The sequence below is a fragment of the Bacillus sp. PPSBB_11 genome (assembly GCF_038023285.1).
GTDB classification, from domain to species: Bacteria; Bacillota; Bacilli; order Bacillales; family Bacillaceae; genus Bacillus; species Bacillus altitudinis.
Window position 1 is genome coordinate 3,387,541 of record NZ_CP150633.1, and the last position, 19,312, is coordinate 3,406,852.

Here is a 19,312-nt window from a genome sequence, read left to right on the forward strand (position 1 = left end):
TTTTATTTGTTTATATTTTCTTCACTTTATTCATATACTCTTCGAAAGTTAAATCATGATCATGCATCGCTTTTGCAGCTTCTTTCCCTACATAGCGCAAGTGCCACGGCTCATATTCATATTTCGTGATGTCTTCTTTCCCTTTTGGATAACGGATGATAAAGCCATATTTATAAGCGTTTTTGGCTACCCATTTACCATCAGGTGTTTCACCAAATTTTTCAGAGATTTCAAAGCCGGCACTTTTTGAGGAAATATCCATGGCAAGACCTGTTTGATGCTCACTTTCGCCTGGTAAGGCTACGGCTTCTTGGGCTTTTTCTTTCCCTTTTAGTTTCACTTCACTATCAAAAATGACTTTTTGACGATCATAGGAACGATAGCCAGATACTGCAGCAAGCTCAAAGTTTTCCTTTTTAGCACCTTTGAATAACTTTGCAAGTGCCTCCGCTGCTTCTTTTCGAATATATCGTTTTTCAATATCCTCTGAAAAAGAGAATTCCACTTTTGGTACAACGAGATCAGAAGGTTTATAGGTTCCTGGCAGTGCATATTCTTTGTTCACTAAAGCAAGCACATTTTCAGGGTTTTGAATGGTCTTCAGTCCGCTCACTACCTTGATGTCATTGAAATATTCACTCTTTAACGTCAGCTCTTGATTAGATGAATCTGCCGTATCGTTTGAGTTTTGCTGGGATGATGAACTTGCTGCGTTCTTTTGTTCGTTTGTTTTGTTAGATTCAGTGGTACCGCTTTTCTGATCCAGCAACTGGCAGCCTGATAATGCGGCCGTCAAACCAAGAATCGATGCGATTGAGAGTATTTTATAGCTTTTCTTCATGACATACCTTCCTTTTGCTCTACTAAAAAAATAAAGATGCGCTACATCGTAGCACACCCTTTATACTATTATAAAACAGAATCTAGTGCAATTAAGATCATTTCGTCAAATGTCGTTTGACGCTCTTCAGCAGTTGTTTCTTCTCCTGTTAGCACATGATCGCTCACTGTCAGAATCGACAACGCTTTTCTGCCAAATTTTGCAGCAAGCGTATAAAGAGCCGTTGTCTCCATTTCGATCGCTAGAATTCCATATTGGTCCATCAGCTCAAGTGGTTTTTCATTATAAAACTGGTCTGCTGTAAATACATTCCCAACACGCACAGCTACATTTTTCGCTTCTGCTGTGTCGTAGGCTTTTTTCAGTAAACCAAAATCAGCACATGGTGCGTAATCAATCGGTCCAAATGCCACACGGTTCATTTGAGAATCTGTTGATGATGTTTGAGCTAAGATGACGTCACGTACATTGACATCTTTTTTGATCGCTCCGCAAGAGCCAACACGGATTAAGTTTTGAACATCATAGCTTTGGATCAGCTCATTCACATAGATCGAAATAGACGGTACGCCCATTCCAGTACCTTGTACAGAAATGCGTTTTCCTTTATATGTTCCAGTATAACCATACATGCCGCGCACTTCGTTATAGCACACAACATCTTCTAAGTATGTATCTGCAATATATTTCGCACGAAGCGGATCGCCTGGCAGCAATACCGTTTCTGCAATTTGTCCTTTTTCTGCTCCAATATGTACACTCATTTTTTAGCCTCCACTTACGTTTAACATGTGTTTAGTCCCATTTATTATAAACGATTGCGTTCAAAAAAGAAAATACCAGCTGAAAGTAAAGCTGGCATCGTCGTTTATATTTAACTCATCGTCATTAGGCGTTCACTGCGTTTCCATCCTGCCGGAAAGAGCTGGTAGTAGCACTTCCCTTTTTTCTGGTCATCAATCACAACGATATCCCCAGTTGTGATAAACCGTGCATTGTAATCATTAGGGACTGTATCTTGTACATTAAATGTCGAGAATGCTTTTTCCAGTACATCAAGGTGTGTCCTGCCGCCAATCTTTGTCCGGTACACAGGCTGATGCCCGCTTTCTGCACCATATTCAGGTGTTTGATAAATGGTTAAGTGATAAGCTGAAGGTTTCTTTTGAAAAAATCTCAACGTCAATTGCATTCAAATCCCTCCCCTTTTATATAAAATTGGCTGGGATCTATGAATTTCCTTCTTCTATTTTTGTCGAATGACGGACAATTTTTCGTCAATCTTTTTACATATGAGAAATAAAGCTAGTCCTATCGCAAAGCCCCCTGCTACATCAGTGACATAATGAACACCGATATACATCCTGCTGATGCCGATCATCAGCACATAGCACCCTGTCACCATGTAGACTGCTTTTTGTCTCTTTTTCAGCCACGGAACCATTTCAATGAATAGATAGGCGATAAATGGATAGATCGTTGCTGCATTCATAGAATGTCCGCTCGGAAAGCTGTAATAGGTCTCATTCACTAGATGATCAAAGGCTGGACGCTCTCTAGCAAACAGTCCTTTCAGTTCATGATTGACCGTTTTTTCTGCTATATATAGTAGAAAAAGCAGCATAATAGAGTGGTAGCGTTTATACATAAACAGCACCACGCTAAAGATGAGCATGATTGGGACAAGCAGCGCACTGATACCAAAGTCAGTCAAAGTCAGCATGACATCATTTAAAAAAGGAAGTCTGATGTTTTCAAACGATAAGATGATCTGGTTGTCCAACTCCTGGAACATGCCAGACACCATAAGCGCTGCGATGGCGCCAAACAAAAGGAAAAAAATGATGACATACACGCGAACCAATTCCCCTCCCTTTCTACTCAGAATCTCTTCAAAGTATAGTGCCTACCGCGCCTCTTCTTCAACTATCATTGCTTTCCTCAGCATATATTCAAATGTAATATCGGCAAGCTCAAACGTTTCCAGCTCAGATGGTATGTACCCTCTTTTGACCAGCTCCGTGTAGAAGAATTCTGCAATTTCCTCTGTATCAATCACCAAATCTGCTTCTTTCATTGCTTTCCGCCTCCTTTTTTATGATGTATGAACGCTGCCTTATTTTTATTACAGTTTGTCATAATGGCTCATTCCATACATATAAATGCAGTAAACGAAAAGAAAAGGGGCATGAGGCAATGAAATGGTTAAGCATTTTAGATGGACATACTTTTGATCAGGTGATGGGCCGTATCTTGAGGGGATGGTTTTATGTGATTGCTTTTTTCTGTGTTCCTTACTTTTTATTCGTGTTAGGACAAGTCTTCTTTTAACCAAAATGCTCGTTTAAACTTTCCAAAATAAAGTCCATCATATCCTTATATTCTGGGTCTTTGAAAAATTCATAGAGAATTTTATAATCATTGTAAATATCAAGAAGCTCATCCACTATAGATACAGCGAGAAATTCTAGTGATGCTTCGCTTTCTTGTTTCTCTTCTAACTGTAATAGAGCGGTTTGCACCATATCTTCCTCTATTTCTTTTGAGGTTTCTCCAACGTAATGCACAAAAAGAAGCTGATGAACAAACTGATCCATCTCATATTTTCTTAGGACAAGCGTCAAGTCTTCTTCTTCTGTTTCCAGCCATTCTCCGTCTTTTAACCTTGTCAGTTCATAAATGACATCTTCCCAGCCATCTTCAAGGTAGCGCCATATCTCAGTCCGATGGCCAATGATTTTAAATAGCTCTTTCCCGTAATCCTTTACATATACAACATCGCCAATGAGGAACTCATATTCAATGTCCAGCTTTTCTGTATCTACAATCACCCCGTCGTACTCATCGTAAAGCTGGAGTGATGTTTCAAAATAAAGCACCTCATTATGATTGACCTCATATAGATAATGTTGGTCAATTTGATGGACTTTTGTTATCGTTCCAACTGTGCCGTACATGACAACGACGACAATATCCCCTACTTTATATTTTGGTGCTTTCGCCTTCATTCTGTCTCCCCCTTGCCCGACTTTTGGTCTTAACGTATCGTATGCCGGCGCAAGGAATTCTGCATGGGCAACCACACCATGCAAAACGCCATTTTATTTCTTCATGAAAAAACCGCTTCTTCCATACGGAACAAGCGGTTGTGTGTGTTATTTTTTTTTGACTTCTACTTCGTATTGCTCAAAAGCCTCATCAAATGTCGTCATGGAGCTTAAATAGTCCCCATTTAACTCTAAATAGGCACATAGCTCATGATAATCAGTGGATGCTTTAGGAAAGCTGTGATCTTCATAAGCAGCATTTGCAAAATGACTGATGTCATCCTTCGGTTTTGGATGTCTGTACTTCATTAAATAATGGTAAAACGACTTCACCTGTTTTTCCCTCCGCGACACTCTATTTTGTTGTTATATTATACAGGAATTTGATGACTTGTATAGGCGGAGGTACAACTTATGAAGAAAAATCAAAGTAATTACGCTTTAATAACCGCTCCATGCTCATTAATTCTTCATATGAGATTTTTTCTGGAAGTTTTGTTTGATCGACTAAAATTAATTGATCTTCTATCTCTTTTACTGTCTCATCCTTCTGATACGTCATCCCGCAATGCGTGCAAGAAATCGAAGGCGTTTCCAAAATCTCAATCGATTGTGTGCCCGTGATGAGTTCCCAATAGACTGTGGTCTGTCCTGCGTTCGCTTTCTTCTCCTCACACCAATCACATGTCAGCAACGTTATTTCTCCTCCTTTACGGTTTGTTCTTTTTTGAGCTGGGCTTGATATTTCTTCTCTTTTAATTCATCTCGTTTTTCGCGTTTGTTTTTGAGCGTATCATGTTCAGGATTCGTTTCATAAGACTCTCTTCGTTTCATTCGGCTTAAATTTTCAGGCGTAAAGGATCTTGCTTCATCCTCAAATAGAGCTGTTATGCCAATGGCGGGTTCTTTCTTTTCTTCATAGATTTCATTAAAATACGCATCCGCTTGGCCGGCGACGTAATGTTCTGGCTCCGGATAAGAGGTGATCACACCTTCAAAGTTACGCAGGACCACTTTCTCTGGGCTTTGAGATAATAAATAATTTGGCTGTAAGGTGATCTTACCTCCTCCGCCTGGTGCATCTACAACAAAGCTTGGCACAGCATAACCACTCGTATGTCCTCTTAAGCCTTCAATGATTTCAAGGCCTTTTGAAACCGGTGTTCTAAAGTGGCCGATCCCCTCAGATAAATCACATTGATAAATATAATAAGGTCTGACGCGAATCATGACGAGATCATGCATCAGCTTCTTCATAATTGGAACACTGTCGTTAATTCCTGCTAGGATCACCGCCTGATTACCAACAGGCACGCCAGCATTGACAAGTCGCTCACACGCTTCTTTCGCTTCTTTTGTGATTTCAATGCTTGTATTAAAGTGAGTGTTCAGCCAAACTGGATGATATTTTTTTAAAATCTCACACAATTCATCTGTAATTCGCTGCGGAAACACGACCGGTGCACGTGTTCCAATTCGAATGATTTCAACGTGAGGAATGTCTCGTAAGTTTTTCAAAATGTATTCAAGCACTTGATCATTAATTAACAGCCCGTCACCGCCTGAAATTAACACATCCCGCACTTCAGGGGTTTCTCTAATATATCCAATGGCGGCATCTAATTGCTTTTTCGGCACGCCCATCCCGATCTGACCGGAAAAACGTCTTCTCGTACAATAGCGGCAGTACATGGAGCACTGATTTGTGACAAGAAACAGCACACGATCTGGGTAACGGTGCGTTAAACCTGGAACAGGTGAATCCTCATCTTCATGGAGCGGATCTTCGAGGTCATATTTTGTTTTATGAAGCTCTTCTGCAATCGGTACAGACTGCATACGGATTGGGCATCTTGGATCGTCTGGATTCATCAGTGAGGCATAGTAGGGTGTTATGTTGAGTGGAATGGTTTTCGTGGAAATCTTCACCCCTTCTTTTTCCTCTTCTGTTAAGTTCACGACTTTTTCTAAATCTTCAAGCGTTTTGACCGTATGCGTCAGCTGCCAAATCCAGTCGTTCCACTTTTCCTCGGGTACGTCCTTCCAAAGTTCAATGTCCTTCCAATGTCGCGCAGGTTGATACAGTTTTTGATTCATATCCATTCCCCCTATCAGCATTCACTTTATACTATGCAAGTTATGTGCCAACATGGGAAAATGCCCCTATTCTTTAGAAAAGGAGCTTTTCCGTCACATTCACCTGTTTGAAGTGCCTACTTTTTGGCATCTATATATTTTTTTAGTTTATACTGCAATGTTTGTCGAGGAATTTTTAAAGCGGCTGCTGTTTGCTTAATATTCCCTGCGTGCTGTCTTAAAGCTTCTTGAATCAGCGTTTGTTCAAATGACGTCACTTGACTTTTTAATGAGGACTCTGGCGGATGACTTTCTATCTGATGCGTCCGCAAATGGGCAGGAAGATATGCTGGGGTGATTTCTTCTGCTTCCTTTGGCATCATCAAGACGGCATGCTCGATCGTATGTTTTAATTCTCTGACATTCCCTGGCCACTGATGGGCCATAAATACTTGGACAGTTTCTTCAGAAAGGCGGTTGACGTTTTTAGAAAATTGCTGATGATACGTTTGAATAAAGTGGCGGGATAACAGCTGGATATCATGCTTCCTTGTGCGAAGCGGCGGGATATGAAATGATGACACATGCAGTCTATAAAATAAGTCTTCTCTTAACATTTGTTTTTTAACGGCTTCAAATGGGTCGATATTGAGAGCAGTAACCACTCTGACATTTACTTGAACCGCCTTTGCATCACCTATCCGGCGGACAACACCATCCTCTAACACACGCAGTAATTTTGTTTGAAGCGTAAGCGGCATCGCTTGCAGCTCATCAAGAAAAAGCGTACCGCCATCTGCTAATTCAAACAGCCCCTTGCGATCTATTGCGCCCGTATAACTTCCTTTGACAGACCCGAATAAAAGACTTTCAAGCAGCGATTCTGGAAGAGCAGCGCAGTTTTGCGGGATAAAGACTTGATCTTTCCGATCAGATGCATGAACAATCGCTTGTACGAGTACCTCTTTTCCTGTCCCAGTTTCCCCGAAGACCATAACCGATGAAGGATATGCAGCAGCTTTTTTCGCTTTCTCCAGCATCTCTTTTAAGTGTGGATCATTTGTTAAAAATGCAGAAAAATCGAGCATTTGAGTGGTCTCCGCGGCACCATCCGTTCGTTTTTTTTGATCTAAACGATTCGAAAGCGCCGACAGCTTCGACACATCCTTCGCTACTTCTACCGCCCCAATTAACTTGCTGCCTTCTATAATGGGCAGTGTGGTGTTGACGGTCTCAATTTTTTCTCCATTTTTATTCAAATAGGTTTGCAACGAATGATAAATGGGTTTTCCTGTTCTAAGTACATGCATGAGTGTACTTGTCTTTTCAGTTAATGAAGGATACACATCCAGTATGTACTTGCCAATCACCTCTTCTTTCGCTAAACAGTCGAACTTCGCTGCATTATGATTATAAAAGATGGTAACCCCTTGATCGTCTACAACGTGAATCGCTTCATCGATGGCTTCTAAAATTAATTCAAACCAATCCGCTCTTTCGACAACCTTCCCCACTATTTCCCCCTCACTCTCTATGCCGAAAATTCGGCACTGTATTGCCCAATTTTCAGCGGCTTGATGATGTTCAACGTGTTCCCCTATCCTTTTCACGATTCGCTTTTTCCTGTCGATCTCCTGCTTTTTTCATCTATTCTAAAAAAAGCACCCCTCTTAGGAGGAGTGCTTTCGTCCTGACATCTGATAAAGAGACAAGTCAAATTCCTGAAGTGACTCCATATACAGCGGCACAATTGGCTTTCCTTCTTGAAAAAATGCAAATTGAGAAGGTTGTAGTTTGATTGGCTGATGGTAAAACGCAAATATTTTCACTACCTCAGGGACAATTCGGCAAAAGGTATCATGCACAAATAAATAGACATCTTGTTTCCATTTAAACAGCCGTCTATTTGGCGGGCTGAATATAGGAGATACTTGAATGATGCTGCCTTCCTCAAACGTCTCCAGCTGCTGTTTTGTGACCGTGTAAATCTCCTTTTGATGAAACTGAAAATATTGCACATCACGTCTTGAAGCAAACCTTCTTTTTGTCTGATGTTCAATATAATAAAATGTTCTTCCGTTATCTGCAGTGACGACTGTATAATTCGGAACTGTCAGCGGCTCGTTCATTTCATATTTCATCGTACATAAGGAAGGAACACGAATCGCACGCCTGTTCTTTTCATTCACCCAGCGCTTGTCAATTAGATGAAGACATCCGTGAGCGATTTGATAATAAGCGCCATCTCTTTCAATCACAGTTCCGTCAATTAAATCGTAGGGCATACTCGCAAACATATGATGGAATGATTGTGGCGTTTTATATGTGGTATCTAGTACTTCTTGTAATGGATAGAACGCAGCAAAATGATTCAGTCTCATCCAAAACACAGAGTCAGCATGATGCCAATGTTTTGGTTCGTCGGCCCAGTATTGTCCGTATTTTTCATGAATAAGCGAAAGCAGCCGGCTTCTATGCATAACAGAGCAATGGTCGACTTGAAAGGATGCATGCTCCAACACTTGATCTGCTTCTCGAACGAAGCTCGCCGTTTCCACCAAATGCTGATTCACATGCACGACACGCTGCGAGGAATAGACGATATCTATGTGAGGCTTCGATTGAAAAACCTCGACCATTTTCTCTAAACGATCTTTTCTGTAGACTGTATCATCAGTTACATAACAAACCAGCTCACCTGTTATAAGTGTTAATGCTTCATTAATTAGCGTTGCATAACGTACAGTCTTCAGCCGGTTTGCAGGATAAATTTGATGAGAATACAATTGAATGCGCTTATCCACTAAATAAGGCTGCATCTTTTGGATCGTTTCTTGTTCAGAGCCATCATCCATGATCAAAAGCTCCCAATGCTGATACGTTTGTTCTACCACACTCTTTAACACACGTTCAATGAAATCAGGTTTGTTGTAGCTTGTTAATATCACTGATACTTTCATGACCATTATCCTTTTTTAAATAGATTAAAAAGCCCCCCAGCTGACAATGTTCACATAAGGAACACTTACTCTTAGCTGATTTGTCGCATTTTTAAAGACTGCTACTGAGTCAAACAATTGTACGACAACCACGTTTTGCAGCACATCTCCATTGACTAAATGAACACGCGGCAGCGGAATGCCGAGCTCAAGCCACGGGCGCAGCAATTCTTTAATCTCTGACGCACTCCCTTCCTCACTTTCCTCTAAAAGATGAAGAAGAAGTATAATCAACACAACTTCAAGTATTCCTTCTGTTTCTAGTAATTCTTCGTTCCAGCCATTTAATAGTTGTTCAAATTCCATTCAGATTCCCTCTTTCTTCTCGTTTGATCTTTACTAGAGTATGAGGATCACTTCATTTAGCATCAGCATTTGAAAACATTTTTCAAAAATGTGTGAAGTCATTAAATGAAAAAAAGAACAAGGAATGAGCATTCTGCTTATACCAAAAAAAGAGAACGGCATATACATAGTGGTGTGTTTGAATGGATGAAGAAAGGATGGGGAAAACATGAGCGAAAAGCGTGCCGAATTAAAAAAAGAGCTATTAAAGCTGTTTTTCAAACCGCTTAGTCATGCGTTAACAGTTAATCTCGAAGAAGGAGGAGTTCAAGTGGAAGAAAAATTGAACGATTTATTTAGTGAGGTAGCTGCTGAAGCATCACCTTCAGATTCTGCTACAACACTCGACGTATCTCAACCAGCAAGATGGATTTTCGCAAGACTTGCACCTGGAACAGTCATTAGCATTGTCATGGACTCAGGTGACTTAATCGGACCCGTTCAATTCGTATCATTCGATGCTTCAACAGGTGTTGTTTTCGTCACACAAGAAAGCTCTGTGACACCTACAGGCTCTGCAACGACTCTATTAGATGTAGATAAAGTAGAAAGTGTTACGTTCACATCTTAATGTGAGAGGGCCATCATGAAGCTTCTTTATATCAGCTCTGGCTACGGTGGAATCTATCGGATGTTCGATCAATGGATAGAAGATAGCTTCATTGATTCCCCCTTTTCATGCGTCAAGGTGGAAAGGGAAACTCTACCCGCTCATATGCACAAAATCCGGACATTTTCTCCGGATTTTGTTTTCATGATGATCGGTGATCATATTCCAACAGAACTGCTTCATCAATTCAAACAAGAAAAGATCCCCGTTGTACTGTGGATGACAGAAGACCCTTTTTATATAGATGTGTCAGCTGCATGTGTAAGTGATGCACAGCTGATCTTAACGATTGACGAAGGTGCTTTGTCATTTTACAAACAAATGGGCGCTGATCACACGCACTACTTTCCCATTCCAACCAATACACACGTATTTCAGAAAAAAGAATCACCACATGAGTCGTGCATCTATGACATTGCACTCATTGGCTACCCTTATCCAAACCGCCTCAAAGCCATCGATACACTCTTACATCAAAACAAATGGCGCATTCTCGTAGCAGGAAAAGAGTGGCATCGCGTGTTGAATAAATCACGCAGACGATATCGCGATCTCTCACTGATGACCCGCTGGCTGAGTCCCGAGCAGATGGCAGACATCTATCAAACATCAGCCATTGTTCTGAATCCGCACAGGCCCGCGCAATTTGCCTATAATCAAAACAAAGCCAATGTTCAAAATATGAGTCTTAACAACAGAGCATTTGATATCGCTGCAAGCGGAGGCTTTCAGTTGACAGATCTACAACCGTCACAGGCATTTTCAAGCTTCGCTTTTTACACACATGAAAACGATTTGATTGAGCAGGTCGAGCACTATGTAACAAACCCTCAGCAAAGACAATCGGTTGCAGAGAACAATTACGAGCAAGTCGTTCGCTGGAACACATTTGATACGCTGCCATACAGACTTTATGAAATAGTCAAAAGCGCCCTATGACCGGGCGCTTTTTCTAACTGCCATCATCTTATGCCGTTCCTTCTGCATCTTGTCGAGCCAATAAAATCTTCTCTGCCTTTTTCCGATCTTCCTCACTTTTCACAACAAGCGATTGCGCATGATCCATCATATATGCACCAACAGATCCTTCTAAAAAGGAATGAATGCATTCTTTTGCATATGGAACATGAAACGCATAGACAGCTCCATTTAAACGTCCATACGTATAAGGGTGCTCCTGAGTTGGTACAAAAAAATAATGATTGTCCTTATACAGGCTGGCTTCATTGGTGTCATGAAGTGTCCAAGTTTCATTTGGATTTTCTAACGCCTCTGTAAAAGAAGCCGCACAATCATATCCTCCCTCTACTAGAAGCTGCAAGCAGTTCTCAATATCTGCCGTCTGCCTTAGTGGTGATGCTGGATGCAAATACAAAACAATATCAAACGTCTTTCCCTCTCGTTCTAAATAAGCAAGTGCATGCTTCACAGCTACTAAAGAAGGTGTTTGTTCCGTCACATGTGTGCTTGGCAGTTCAATGACATTTGCTCCATAGTGGGACGAAATGATTTGAGTATTCACATCCTCTGAAGATACGATGACTTCATCTAATTCAATCATTTGTAATAATGGCTGAATGGTCCAATAGATTAGCGGCCGCTCCGCCAATACGCGAATGTGTTCAGCATGATGCCCCTGCTTGCTGCTAAAAGCTGGGATCATGGCTAAAATACGATTTCCCCTATACATGTATGATCTTCTCCCCTCGCGCAGCTCAGTATCAGTGAATACATTCTGAGAGCTGAACTGATCGCCGTACTGAAGTCTTCAGGTGCCTCGCTATTCTACTTAATCTTCTATCTCTACATATTCTATTAAGTCGTCAAGCAGATGGTTATAATTGGTTCACCTAATTTATGCATGAAGTGGTTCTTTTCCTCAAACGTCTTCCTCTCTTTCACATATGATGCAAAGTAGAGAAATGAGAGTTGGGGGATTAGATATGTCCAAACAAATAGAAACGAGTTTGAAGACCTTTTTTCGTGACAAAATCATCTTGGTCACAGGCGGTACGGGTTCGATTGGCCGGCAGATTGTGAAAAAATTAACAGCCTGCTCTCCTAAAAAGGTCATTGTCTTCAGTAAAGATGACAGTAAACAATACATGATGAAAAATGAATATGCGGCGCATCCAGAGGTTGTATTTGCACTTGGAGATGTGAGGGATGCAAGCCGCGTCAGGCAGCTTGTCAAAGGGGTAGATATCATCTTCCATGCAGCTGCACTCAAACAAGTACCCACCTGCGAAGATAATCCGTTTGAAGCTGTCCAAACCAACATCATCGGCGGACAGCATGTCATCGAAGCAGCACTTGAACATGAAGTGAGTCATGTTGTCAACATTTCAACCGACAAAGCGGTTTCTCCGACAAATGCCATGGGAGCTACAAAATTAATTTCAGAAAAATTGTTTTTTCAAGCGAATGAAAGTATTTCAAATCAGAAAACGAGGTTTTGCTCTGTCCGGTTTGGCAATGTGCTTGGATCAAGGGGTTCCGTCATCCCCATCATGCTTCAACAGTTGTTAAATGAACAACCTCTAACTGTAACTGATCCTAAGATGACACGCTTTTTTATGTCTATCGAAGAAGCTGTATCCCTCACGCTTGAAGCAGCTATCATGATGAAAGGCGGCGAAACATTCATTCTCAAGATGGAGTCATTACAGCTGGCTGATCTATTGAAAGCATTTCATGAATATGCCGGTCAGATCAACGTTCCTTCTCCTGATATTCTCGTTGTCGGCAAAAGACCTGGAGAAAAACTTCACGAGGAACTCACATTCCCTCACGAGGCAGATTCACTGTTTGAACATGAACAATTTTATGCCATTTTACCAAGACTACATCTTCACCCTCATTTTCAAAAAGTCCATTTGACCCATTACACATCAAACGAAGCACCGCTCATTACAAAAGAGAAGCTGTTTCACATCATTGAACAATTACATCATACACACCATAAAAAATAAAAAAATCGTCACACGGAAGCAGCTGACTTCCATGTGACGATTTTTAAATCAATTATTGAAAGATGTGTTTCAAATGACCATAGCCTTCTTTTTCAAGATCATCCTTCGGGATAAACTTTAAAGCGGCAGAATTAATACAATACCGAAGACCTTTTGGCCCTGGGCCGTCTGGGAATACATGACCAAGGTGAGAGTCGGCCGTCTTACTGCGAACTTCAGTCCGCACCATGCCATGGCTCGTATCTACTTTCTCTTCTACCTCTTGATCTTCAATCGGTTTTGTAAAACTTGGCCAGCCGCAATGGGCATCAAATTTATCTAAAGAAGAAAACAATGGTTTGCCTGAAATGATATCTACATAAATGCCCTCTTCCTTATGGTCCCAAAATTCATTTTGAAATGGCGGCTCAGTTCCATTATTTTGCGTCACTTCGTACTGCATACGGTTTAATTCTTTGATGCGCTGCTCTTTTTCGTTAGCCATTATTTATCACTCCAATGAGATTGAATAAAACCTGCTCTGCCCGAACCGACATGGTATCGTTCGTAGTGCATTTTGTTCTTTTTATAATAATGCTGATGATATTCCTCAGCAGGATAAAAAGGGCTAGCCTCTAAAATTTCTGTCACGATTGGCTTTTGGAAAATTCCACTTTGGCTCAGCTGCTCTTTTGATGTTTCTGCAAGTTGCCTTTGTTTTTCATTGTGGAAATAAATCCCTGTACGGTAGGACTCTCCTCTATCACCAAATTGTCCTCCATCATCTGTTGGGTCTATTTGCTGCCAATATAGTTCTAATAGCTTCTCATACGGAAAAACGTCTGGATCAAAGGTAATTTGAACGGCTTCTCTATGGCCTGTCGTATTTGTACATACTTCCTCATAGGTTGGATTCACTGTATGTCCGCCAGTATACCCTGATTCAACTTTGATAATGCCTGGCTGTTCATCAAAAGGTTTAACCATACACCAGAAACAGCCTCCAGCAAATGTGGCTAATTCTTGTTTTTCAGACATATTAGTGCCCCCTTCATTTAAAAAATGGTATCATCATATTATAACATGATAAAAAATAATGAAAATGATACGACTTGTATACCTAAAAACAAAAGAAAGCATTCTGTCGTATCTTAAAATATAATGGGGGTTTAATGATTGGAACAAAGAAAACAAATGATGTATGAAATGGATACTTTACTGAGAACCGTATTTAAGCAAATACGTTATGAAATTAACAGCCTGCTTGAAAACGAATTATCTCGGAATGAATTTCTCATTTTAAATCTGCTGCGTGAACAAGGCGCAAAAAAAGTAACGGAATTCGCTTCAATTCTCGGTGTATCAGCAAGCCATATTACAGCTGTAACCGACACACTTGTAGAAAAAGGCTGGATCACTCGTATCCGTTCAAAAGAGGATCGACGCATCATCAAAATCCACTTAACCGATAAGGGTAAGGAAATTACTGAGCATTTTGAGAAAAAGAAAACAGAATACTTCATGGAACGATTTGAATCATTTGATGATGAAGAACTGAAAACGATGATCAAATTATTTAAAAAGCTGGATAAAAGTCAAAAGGATTAAGCATAGATTTTAGCGTGGAGGACATGCTACGGATAAAAAGGTGGAATGAACCATGACAAGTCCATATCTTTGTCCGAACTGCAAAACCAACAGAACGCGTTTTAATCTCATCGAGCAGCATTCAGAACCTGTGAAACTTGATCCAGCAACTGGAGCTATTGTCGAAACATATGAAGGAGATCAGCTTTCTCCTTTTCACATGAACTATCAAGGACCGAAAATCAAAGTCCAGTGCGGCGTTTGCGGATTAATTGAGGATGAAAAAACGTTCATTAAGCTGGCTGAATATCATCAATATTCATCTCCTTCTTAATACGAGAGCCTGACACTTTTTGTCAGGCTTTTTTCTATGTTTCTTTTGCCTATACAGATCGTCCCTTTCTTGCATACGCTACAAAAAACACATTGCAGAGAAAGAAGGGATAAAGACGTGCAGCAGCTCTACGAGATGAATCAATTTCAATATCGTCCATTAGCTACCTTCCCCCCATACCATCCGAGAAACACCATTTCCAAAGCTGTTATTCGATTATTTCACGCTGCACCGGATTTAAGTGAGCTTGCTGTATTTGTAAATCAGCAGCCAATCCAAAAAAAGCTGCCATACGGTCAGCTGTCTGCTTATATGGAATGGGATGAGGGTGTTTATGAGATAGAAGTATTCAAGCTGGCTACAAAAGAAAGAATTCTTTCTTCTCGTATGATGATTAATGGAAACGAGACTTACACGCTATGTATCACGGGAGCTCGTACCGGCTTTGCGCTGCTCACAGAAAAGCAAGACTCGCTGATTAAGCAAGATGAGCTATCAGCACTCACGTTTATCCAGCTGTCACCAGACCTCCCTTTCATTGATATATATGAACGAGATCAAGGCATGTTATCAAAGGAGCTCGGATATGTGAACGGCACCCAAACCCACCACTTCTCTCCGAATAAGTATCACTTTGAATTAAAAGCTGCCGGTACTCAAAGTGTACTGCTTGATATTCCGAAAGTTCACCTGCAAACAAAGCGGGCCTATCTTATTTTACTTCATGGATTTGCAAACGGAGAGCCAGAGCTAATGGCAAAAGTCGTCTTGTCTCACCAAATGTAAAAAGAGCCTTTCCAAATGGAAAAGGCTCTTAGCGTGTAGACAAACCCTCGCATTCGGTGTCAGTCCTGCGTGCCGGTGCTCACGAATGTCACATTCACTCTGCGCCGGTACTCGTCCTTCCTAGAATGCAAAGATTTTCAATCACGCTGAAAATAAGATAAATAGCCTTTCCAAATGGAAAAGGCTATTTACGAGACATCTTCAGCTTTTTCTTGTTTTTGAAAATCAAAAGCAAGAATCATGGTACCTAAAAATAATGCACAATAGGCGATATTTAAGTAAAACTGGTCGATATTTTCTGCTTTCAAATGAGAGGCAGCTGTCATGCCAAAGTATGCAGCAAATAAGAGCGACAGTAAACTAAAATATTGATAGACTCGCTTCATCGTTTCACTCCTGACTTACACGTTCTATTGCTTTGGATGATAATATGAGAATTCAATTTCATCATTCTCAAGATCAATTTTGTTCGCTTTGACATACATATCATTCGTCAGCGGCATTTCTGAAAGGCGCACTTCCACCGTTTTTTGGTCTGGTTTCACATGAACGAAATCAGGCAGTTCATAGAATTGACCCATGTAGCTTAAAACAAAACTGATTGGGATGCTTAATTGTCCAATTGAAAAGTCATCTACTTTCAGCAGAACATCCCCGTTATCTTCAACAGTTGGTGTAAATGATACATTTGCATTAATCGTTGAAGAAAAAGCTTTGATTGCACCTGTTACTTTCACATCTTGGTCAATCGCAACATGAAAGTCGGGCATATCGCTTGATCCTTGGTTTTTCAAATAATCATTGACAAAGCTGGTGAGCGACTCTTTTGAACTAGAAATGTTAAAAGCATACTCGCTGTTCACTTCTTTTTTCGAAGCGGATTGATCGCTCGGCAGCAGCATAAAAATACCGCATACAAGAACAATTAATAGATTAATTGACAGTAAAATAAAAAATAAACTCTTCCATTTTTTCATCTTTTCACCCTATTCCTTCGGCAGTCCTTCTTTTTTCACTTCTGAGAATAAACGATTTGCCATAAGAGAGTACCCCTTTTGGTTTGGGTGGAAATCATCATCTGCCAGTAATTTTTCATCTTTATCATCTTCAAATAAATCTGCTACATCGATCATATCAGCATTGCCGTCTTTTTTTAGTTCTTTTTCGGCAGCAGCATTCCAGTCTTTGACGACCTCATCAATATCTCTCAGCTCAGACAAGCTGAATTTAAAAGGATTGTACATACTGACATACATGATCTTTGCATGGTCATTATGCTCTCTTAATTGAGCAAGAATGGTCTTAAAACGCTCTTCAAAAGGACCTTGCTCTTTTTGAAAAGGAGCAAATGTCAAGTTGAGCACATTTTGTCGGACGACATGCATTAAGTCATTTCCGCCGATCGTAAAGAAAATATAATCAGCGTCTTTCAGTCCATCCTGCACTTTTTTTTCTTTTAATCTTTTTAATAAATCTACCGTTCTACTGCCTTTAATGGCATAGTTTTTTAATGTAACAGACTGTACACCGTCCACCGCTTCTATCTTGTCACGGGTGATGCCGGCATACCCTTTTTTATTTTGATCTCCGATTCCTTCTGTTAAGGAATCTCCAACCGCTGCGATCGTAATATGTTCTTTTACGTTTTGTGTGTCTTCTAGTTTATCCTTTATGCCAGCCTCTTGCGCGGAACATGCAGAAAGAACAAAAGCTAGAGACATCACAATCAAAATCAAACGAGCCTTCAAACGATGATGTCCCTCCTTTTTCTGATTAAAAAAGTGTATCATGTTTTCGCTCATTTGAACATCCTTATGCTAGCTTCGATTCAGTGTTTTGATGTCCTTGATGATTTCATCATATGGCGTATTTTGAACACCATCATAGTTTTTCATCACTTTTCCTTCTTGATCAACGAGGAAAAACAGAGATTGATGTATCACTTGGTCTTCGTCTTCAGGTTTTTTCACAATCGTCTTAAAGCTTTTCATTGCAAATTTTTCAATCGCTGACTGCGAGTAACCAGTGAGAAAATCCCAATTCTTAAAGGATAATGGATATGCTTTTGCAAATTCCTTTAGCTTTTTCGGTGAATCCACCTCTGGGTCGACGCTAAATGAAATGATGTGCGCATCCAATTTTTCTTCTTTTAACCGTTTTTGTAGCTCAGTCATATGTGCCGTCATCGGCGGGCAAATCGTTTCACAGCTTGTGAAAATAAAATCTGCCACCCAGACTTTCCCCTTTAAATCGTCGAGCGACACCTTTTGACCATCCTGGTTTTGATACTCAAACGGCTGGATTTGATAATTTAACGCATCCTTGATTTGTCCATTTGAACATGAGACTAAAAGAAGCACGCTTATGATCGTAAGCGCACCAAATAAGGCTCCCCTTTTTGTATACATGACCATTACATCCCCTTTTCAATCAATCGGTATAAAAAGTAAAGCCTATAGCGCCCTTACCAGTATGACAGGAAATAATCGGTGTTGTATAAGCGATGTCAACTAGTGCATCAGGTGTGTGATCAAGCAGTGCTGCTTTAAGCTTTTCTGCAAGTTCTAATGCGTCTGCATGTGCGATCCCAATGGCCTGAACGGTTTTCCCTTTCACTGCCTGTACATACTGTTTTGTCAAATAGCGGACAAGAGCGGAGTAACTTCTCACATTCGCTTCTGGTGTGTATATGCCGTCTGTTAAGCTGGCAATTGGTTTAATATGAAGAAGTGAACCGATCAGCGCCTTTCCTCTTCCAATTCGTCCACCTTTCACGAGATTTTCTAATGTATCGATTGTGACAAATAGCTTTGTTTTAAGACGAATTTTGTCCATTTCTTTGAGGATGTCATCACGGCTTGCCCCTTTTTTTGCAAGCTCTGCTGCTTTGGTGACTTGAAACCCTAAACCATAGGAAATAAAATTCGAATCGATGACAGTGATATTTCCGTCTACCATTTTAGAAGCGCTTTCAGCAGTTTGAACCGTACCACTCATCCCACCAGTCAAATGGATACTAATGACTTCGCTTCCATCTGCCGTCAGTTTTTCATATAATTCGACGAATTGACCGATCGCAGGTTGAGACGTTTTCGGCAGTTCCTCAGCGGCCTCCATTTTTTCAATAAATTCATCTGGCTGTATGTTCACTCGGTCAATATAATCAACCCCAGAAATGGAAATATTGAGCGGAATGACATGAATGGAAAGATCATTGATTTTTTCTTGCGGAAGGTCCACAGTTGAATCTGTTACAATTTTAATTTGTTTCACTATCGTCTCATCCTTGCTGTCTTAGTCTTTACATATGATATTACCTTATTTCGTGCATACTTGAAAACAACTGTCAGAACGTTTTTGAAATTGTCACATTTTCTTCTTTTCATGTAAAAAATCCTTGCCAAGATGAGTAGCCCCCATTTGAAAATGGCCGCTCACTCTCTTTGGCAAAGATTCCAATTTACGCATTGTGTTTTAGTGTAGGCTCTTGGTAGATCTGTTCATATGTGCTCCACTTGACGTTACGTTTCACATCCTCCCTGAAAGAGTACACATGCCTCTTTCCCTTAGATACATAGACTTTTTTCAAGAAAGCTTCAAGTCTAAAGGTGAGCATGAAACCATAGGATTCATCTCCCTTTAAAACAGGGACTTCTGTTACCTTGATCTGAGCTCCATCCATCCGTCTAAAACATATTGTTTTGAGCAGCACAAACGATCAATCCTCTTTTCCAAT

28 protein-coding genes are annotated in these 19,312 nt (G+C 40.5%); 7 read left to right on the plus strand and 21 right to left on the minus strand.

The window, feature by feature from the left end; translation table 11 throughout:
• Positions 1-10: 10 nt before the first annotated feature.
• The 5 genes from V7L95_RS16490 to V7L95_RS16510 form a co-directional block, all read right to left on the minus strand.
• Positions 11-841: a M15 family metallopeptidase gene (locus V7L95_RS16490; RefSeq protein WP_007500752.1), complete on the minus strand. Its 831-nt coding sequence runs from the start codon at positions 839-841 to the stop codon at positions 11-13.
• Positions 842-909: 68 nt separating this feature from the next.
• On the minus strand, positions 910-1,605 hold the full coding sequence (gene deoD, locus V7L95_RS16495) for a purine-nucleoside phosphorylase (RefSeq protein WP_007500754.1): 696 nt from the start codon (positions 1,603-1,605) through the stop codon (positions 910-912).
• A 110-nt stretch (positions 1,606-1,715) separates the two neighbouring features.
• Complete coding sequence (locus V7L95_RS16500; RefSeq protein WP_007500756.1) at positions 1,716-2,033, minus strand: hypothetical protein; 318 nt, start codon at positions 2,031-2,033, stop codon at positions 1,716-1,718.
• A 54-nt stretch (positions 2,034-2,087) separates the two neighbouring features.
• On the minus strand, positions 2,088-2,696 hold the full coding sequence (locus V7L95_RS16505) for a phosphatase PAP2 family protein (RefSeq protein WP_017359684.1): 609 nt from the start codon (positions 2,694-2,696) through the stop codon (positions 2,088-2,090).
• A gap of 51 nt (positions 2,697-2,747) precedes the next feature.
• The gene (locus tag V7L95_RS16510; RefSeq protein ID WP_008346445.1) at positions 2,748-2,918 is read right to left on the minus strand and encodes a YozD family protein; all 171 of its coding nucleotides are present in this window, start codon (positions 2,916-2,918) and stop codon (positions 2,748-2,750) included.
• A gap of 119 nt (positions 2,919-3,037) precedes the next feature.
• Here V7L95_RS16510 and V7L95_RS16515 point away from each other — a divergent pair, with 119 nt between their 5' ends.
• On the plus strand, positions 3,038-3,172 hold the full coding sequence (locus V7L95_RS16515; protein ID WP_017359686.1) for a hypothetical protein: 135 nt from the start codon (positions 3,038-3,040) through the stop codon (positions 3,170-3,172).
• Here the strand turns inward: V7L95_RS16515 and V7L95_RS16520 are convergent.
• From V7L95_RS16520 to cgeC, 7 genes are all read right to left on the minus strand, one after another.
• Complete coding sequence (locus tag V7L95_RS16520) at positions 3,169-3,849, minus strand: hypothetical protein (RefSeq protein WP_008346441.1); 681 nt, start codon at positions 3,847-3,849, stop codon at positions 3,169-3,171. The two genes, V7L95_RS16515 and V7L95_RS16520, sit on opposite strands and share 4 nt — an antisense overlap.
• Positions 3,850-3,996: 147 nt before the next feature.
• A complete protein-coding gene (locus V7L95_RS16525) occupies positions 3,997-4,221 on the minus strand; it encodes a YozE family protein (RefSeq protein ID WP_008346438.1) in 225 nt (74 codons plus the stop codon).
• A gap of 79 nt (positions 4,222-4,300) precedes the next feature.
• The gene (locus tag V7L95_RS16530) at positions 4,301-4,582 is read right to left on the minus strand and encodes a YokU family protein (protein WP_024718564.1); all 282 of its coding nucleotides are present in this window, start codon (positions 4,580-4,582) and stop codon (positions 4,301-4,303) included.
• 2 nt (positions 4,583-4,584) lie between these two features.
• A complete protein-coding gene (gene ablA, locus V7L95_RS16535; RefSeq protein ID WP_008346434.1) occupies positions 4,585-5,985 on the minus strand; it encodes a lysine 2,3-aminomutase in 1,401 nt (466 codons plus the stop codon).
• Between the two features lie 116 nt (positions 5,986-6,101).
• On the minus strand, positions 6,102-7,478 hold the full coding sequence (locus V7L95_RS16540; RefSeq protein ID WP_098680797.1) for a sigma 54-interacting transcriptional regulator: 1,377 nt from the start codon (positions 7,476-7,478) through the stop codon (positions 6,102-6,104).
• A gap of 156 nt (positions 7,479-7,634) precedes the next feature.
• Positions 7,635-8,930: a glycosyltransferase family 2 protein gene (locus V7L95_RS16545; RefSeq protein WP_048002262.1), complete on the minus strand. Its 1,296-nt coding sequence runs from the start codon at positions 8,928-8,930 to the stop codon at positions 7,635-7,637.
• Between the two features lie 18 nt (positions 8,931-8,948).
• Positions 8,949-9,269: a spore maturation protein CgeC gene (cgeC, locus tag V7L95_RS16550; RefSeq protein ID WP_007500768.1), complete on the minus strand. Its 321-nt coding sequence runs from the start codon at positions 9,267-9,269 to the stop codon at positions 8,949-8,951.
• Between the two features lie 208 nt (positions 9,270-9,477).
• On the opposite strand from cgeC, the gene V7L95_RS16555 reads away from it, so the two are divergent.
• Complete coding sequence (locus V7L95_RS16555) at positions 9,478-9,879, plus strand: hypothetical protein (protein WP_007500770.1); 402 nt, start codon at positions 9,478-9,480, stop codon at positions 9,877-9,879.
• A 183-nt stretch (positions 9,880-10,062) separates the two neighbouring features.
• Positions 10,063-10,857 carry a DUF3880 domain-containing protein gene (locus V7L95_RS16560; protein WP_340967404.1) on the plus strand — a complete coding sequence of 265 codons (795 nt, stop codon included), beginning with the start codon at positions 10,063-10,065 and terminating at the stop codon, positions 10,855-10,857.
• Positions 10,858-10,885: 28 nt separating this feature from the next.
• Here the strand turns inward: V7L95_RS16560 and V7L95_RS16565 are convergent, their stop codons facing one another.
• On the minus strand, positions 10,886-11,608 hold the full coding sequence (locus V7L95_RS16565) for an N-acylneuraminate cytidylyltransferase (RefSeq protein WP_017367462.1): 723 nt from the start codon (positions 11,606-11,608) through the stop codon (positions 10,886-10,888).
• A 253-nt stretch (positions 11,609-11,861) separates the two neighbouring features.
• Here V7L95_RS16565 and V7L95_RS16570 point away from each other — a divergent pair, with 253 nt between their 5' ends.
• Positions 11,862-12,890: an SDR family NAD(P)-dependent oxidoreductase gene (locus V7L95_RS16570; protein ID WP_340967410.1), complete on the plus strand. Its 1,029-nt coding sequence runs from the start codon at positions 11,862-11,864 to the stop codon at positions 12,888-12,890.
• A gap of 52 nt (positions 12,891-12,942) precedes the next feature.
• On the opposite strand, the gene msrB is transcribed toward V7L95_RS16570, so the two are convergent.
• Together msrB and msrA are read right to left on the minus strand one after the other, a co-directional pair.
• Positions 12,943-13,374 (minus strand): peptide-methionine (R)-S-oxide reductase MsrB, encoded by a 432-nt coding sequence (msrB, locus tag V7L95_RS16575; RefSeq protein ID WP_008346418.1) that lies wholly within the window; start codon positions 13,372-13,374, stop codon positions 12,943-12,945.
• Positions 13,374-13,907, minus strand: a complete 534-nt coding sequence (gene msrA, locus V7L95_RS16580; protein ID WP_340967416.1) for a peptide-methionine (S)-S-oxide reductase MsrA — start codon at positions 13,905-13,907, stop codon at positions 13,374-13,376. Before msrA ends, msrB begins: the two co-directional genes overlap by 1 nt.
• 138 nt (positions 13,908-14,045) lie before the next feature.
• Here msrA and V7L95_RS16585 point away from each other — a divergent pair, with 138 nt between their 5' ends.
• The 3 genes from V7L95_RS16585 (at position 14,046) to V7L95_RS16595 (ending at position 15,576) form a co-directional block, all read left to right on the plus strand.
• Positions 14,046-14,477, plus strand: a complete 432-nt coding sequence (locus tag V7L95_RS16585; protein WP_007500780.1) for a MarR family transcriptional regulator — start codon at positions 14,046-14,048, stop codon at positions 14,475-14,477.
• Positions 14,478-14,529: 52 nt separating this feature from the next.
• Positions 14,530-14,790, plus strand: coding sequence for a hypothetical protein (locus tag V7L95_RS16590; RefSeq protein WP_008346413.1), 261 nt, complete (start codon positions 14,530-14,532; stop codon positions 14,788-14,790).
• A gap of 117 nt (positions 14,791-14,907) precedes the next feature.
• A complete protein-coding gene (locus tag V7L95_RS16595; RefSeq protein ID WP_286108367.1) occupies positions 14,908-15,576 on the plus strand; it encodes a DUF4397 domain-containing protein in 669 nt (222 codons plus the stop codon).
• A 188-nt stretch (positions 15,577-15,764) separates the two neighbouring features.
• On the opposite strand, the gene ypmT is transcribed toward V7L95_RS16595, so the two are convergent.
• The 6 genes from ypmT to V7L95_RS16625 all read right to left on the minus strand — a co-directional run bounded on the left by ypmT (position 15,765) and on the right by V7L95_RS16625 (position 19,288).
• Positions 15,765-15,962, minus strand: a complete 198-nt coding sequence (gene ypmT, locus V7L95_RS16600) for a protein YpmT (RefSeq protein WP_008346409.1) — start codon at positions 15,960-15,962, stop codon at positions 15,765-15,767.
• Positions 15,963-15,986: 24 nt separating this feature from the next.
• Entirely contained in the window at positions 15,987-16,553 is a 567-nt protein-coding gene (locus V7L95_RS16605; protein WP_007500787.1) for a YpmS family protein, read from the minus strand.
• A 9-nt stretch (positions 16,554-16,562) separates the two neighbouring features.
• Positions 16,563-17,324 carry an SGNH/GDSL hydrolase family protein gene (locus tag V7L95_RS16610; RefSeq protein WP_017359696.1) on the minus strand — a complete coding sequence of 254 codons (762 nt, stop codon included), beginning with the start codon at positions 17,322-17,324 and terminating at the stop codon, positions 16,563-16,565.
• Positions 17,325-17,393: 69 nt separating this feature from the next.
• Positions 17,394-17,984 carry a cytochrome c oxidase assembly protein gene (locus V7L95_RS16615; RefSeq protein ID WP_007500791.1) on the minus strand — a complete coding sequence of 197 codons (591 nt, stop codon included), beginning with the start codon at positions 17,982-17,984 and terminating at the stop codon, positions 17,394-17,396.
• Positions 17,985-18,006: 22 nt separating this feature from the next.
• Positions 18,007-18,849, minus strand: coding sequence for a DegV family protein (locus tag V7L95_RS16620; protein ID WP_017359697.1), 843 nt, complete (start codon positions 18,847-18,849; stop codon positions 18,007-18,009).
• 187 nt (positions 18,850-19,036) lie between these two features.
• The gene (locus tag V7L95_RS16625) at positions 19,037-19,288 is read right to left on the minus strand and encodes a YpmP family protein (protein WP_008346400.1); all 252 of its coding nucleotides are present in this window, start codon (positions 19,286-19,288) and stop codon (positions 19,037-19,039) included.
• Positions 19,289-19,312 lie beyond the last annotated feature (24 nt).

What these genes read in the sequence shown, in the direction of transcription:
- msrA (WP_340967416.1), bottom strand. Translation starts at nt 13,907, where the DNA reads ATGTCTGAAAAACAAGAATTAGCCACATTTGCTGGAGGCTGTTTCTGG.
- msrB (WP_008346418.1), bottom strand. Translation starts at nt 13,374, where the DNA reads ATGGCTAACGAAAAAGAGCAGCGCATCAAAGAATTAAACCGTATGCAG.
- V7L95_RS16520 (WP_008346441.1), bottom strand. Translation starts at nt 3,849, where the DNA reads ATGAAGGCGAAAGCACCAAAATATAAAGTAGGGGATATTGTCGTCGTT.
- V7L95_RS16545 (WP_048002262.1), bottom strand. Translation starts at nt 8,930, where the DNA reads ATGGTCATGAAAGTATCAGTGATATTAACAAGCTACAACAAACCTGAT.
- V7L95_RS16560 (WP_340967404.1), top strand. Translation starts at nt 10,063, where the DNA reads ATGATGATCGGTGATCATATTCCAACAGAACTGCTTCATCAATTCAAA.
- deoD (WP_007500754.1), bottom strand. Translation starts at nt 1,605, where the DNA reads ATGAGTGTACATATTGGAGCAGAAAAAGGACAAATTGCAGAAACGGTA.
- V7L95_RS16605 (WP_007500787.1), bottom strand. Translation starts at nt 16,553, where the DNA reads ATGAAAAAATGGAAGAGTTTATTTTTTATTTTACTGTCAATTAATCTA.
- cgeC (WP_007500768.1), bottom strand. Translation starts at nt 9,269, where the DNA reads ATGGAATTTGAACAACTATTAAATGGCTGGAACGAAGAATTACTAGAA.
- V7L95_RS16615 (WP_007500791.1), bottom strand. Translation starts at nt 17,984, where the DNA reads ATGTATACAAAAAGGGGAGCCTTATTTGGTGCGCTTACGATCATAAGC.
- V7L95_RS16510 (WP_008346445.1), bottom strand. Translation starts at nt 2,918, where the DNA reads ATGAAAGAAGCAGATTTGGTGATTGATACAGAGGAAATTGCAGAATTC.
- V7L95_RS16565 (WP_017367462.1), bottom strand. Translation starts at nt 11,608, where the DNA reads ATGTATAGGGGAAATCGTATTTTAGCCATGATCCCAGCTTTTAGCAGC.
- V7L95_RS16570 (WP_340967410.1), top strand. Translation starts at nt 11,862, where the DNA reads ATGTCCAAACAAATAGAAACGAGTTTGAAGACCTTTTTTCGTGACAAA.
- V7L95_RS16500 (WP_007500756.1), bottom strand. Translation starts at nt 2,033, where the DNA reads ATGCAATTGACGTTGAGATTTTTTCAAAAGAAACCTTCAGCTTATCAC.
- V7L95_RS16515 (WP_017359686.1), top strand. Translation starts at nt 3,038, where the DNA reads ATGAAATGGTTAAGCATTTTAGATGGACATACTTTTGATCAGGTGATG.
- ablA (WP_008346434.1), bottom strand. Translation starts at nt 5,985, where the DNA reads ATGAATCAAAAACTGTATCAACCTGCGCGACATTGGAAGGACATTGAA.
- V7L95_RS16490 (WP_007500752.1), bottom strand. Translation starts at nt 841, where the DNA reads ATGAAGAAAAGCTATAAAATACTCTCAATCGCATCGATTCTTGGTTTG.
- V7L95_RS16590 (WP_008346413.1), top strand. Translation starts at nt 14,530, where the DNA reads ATGACAAGTCCATATCTTTGTCCGAACTGCAAAACCAACAGAACGCGT.
- V7L95_RS16555 (WP_007500770.1), top strand. Translation starts at nt 9,478, where the DNA reads ATGAGCGAAAAGCGTGCCGAATTAAAAAAAGAGCTATTAAAGCTGTTT.
- ypmT (WP_008346409.1), bottom strand. Translation starts at nt 15,962, where the DNA reads ATGAAGCGAGTCTATCAATATTTTAGTTTACTGTCGCTCTTATTTGCT.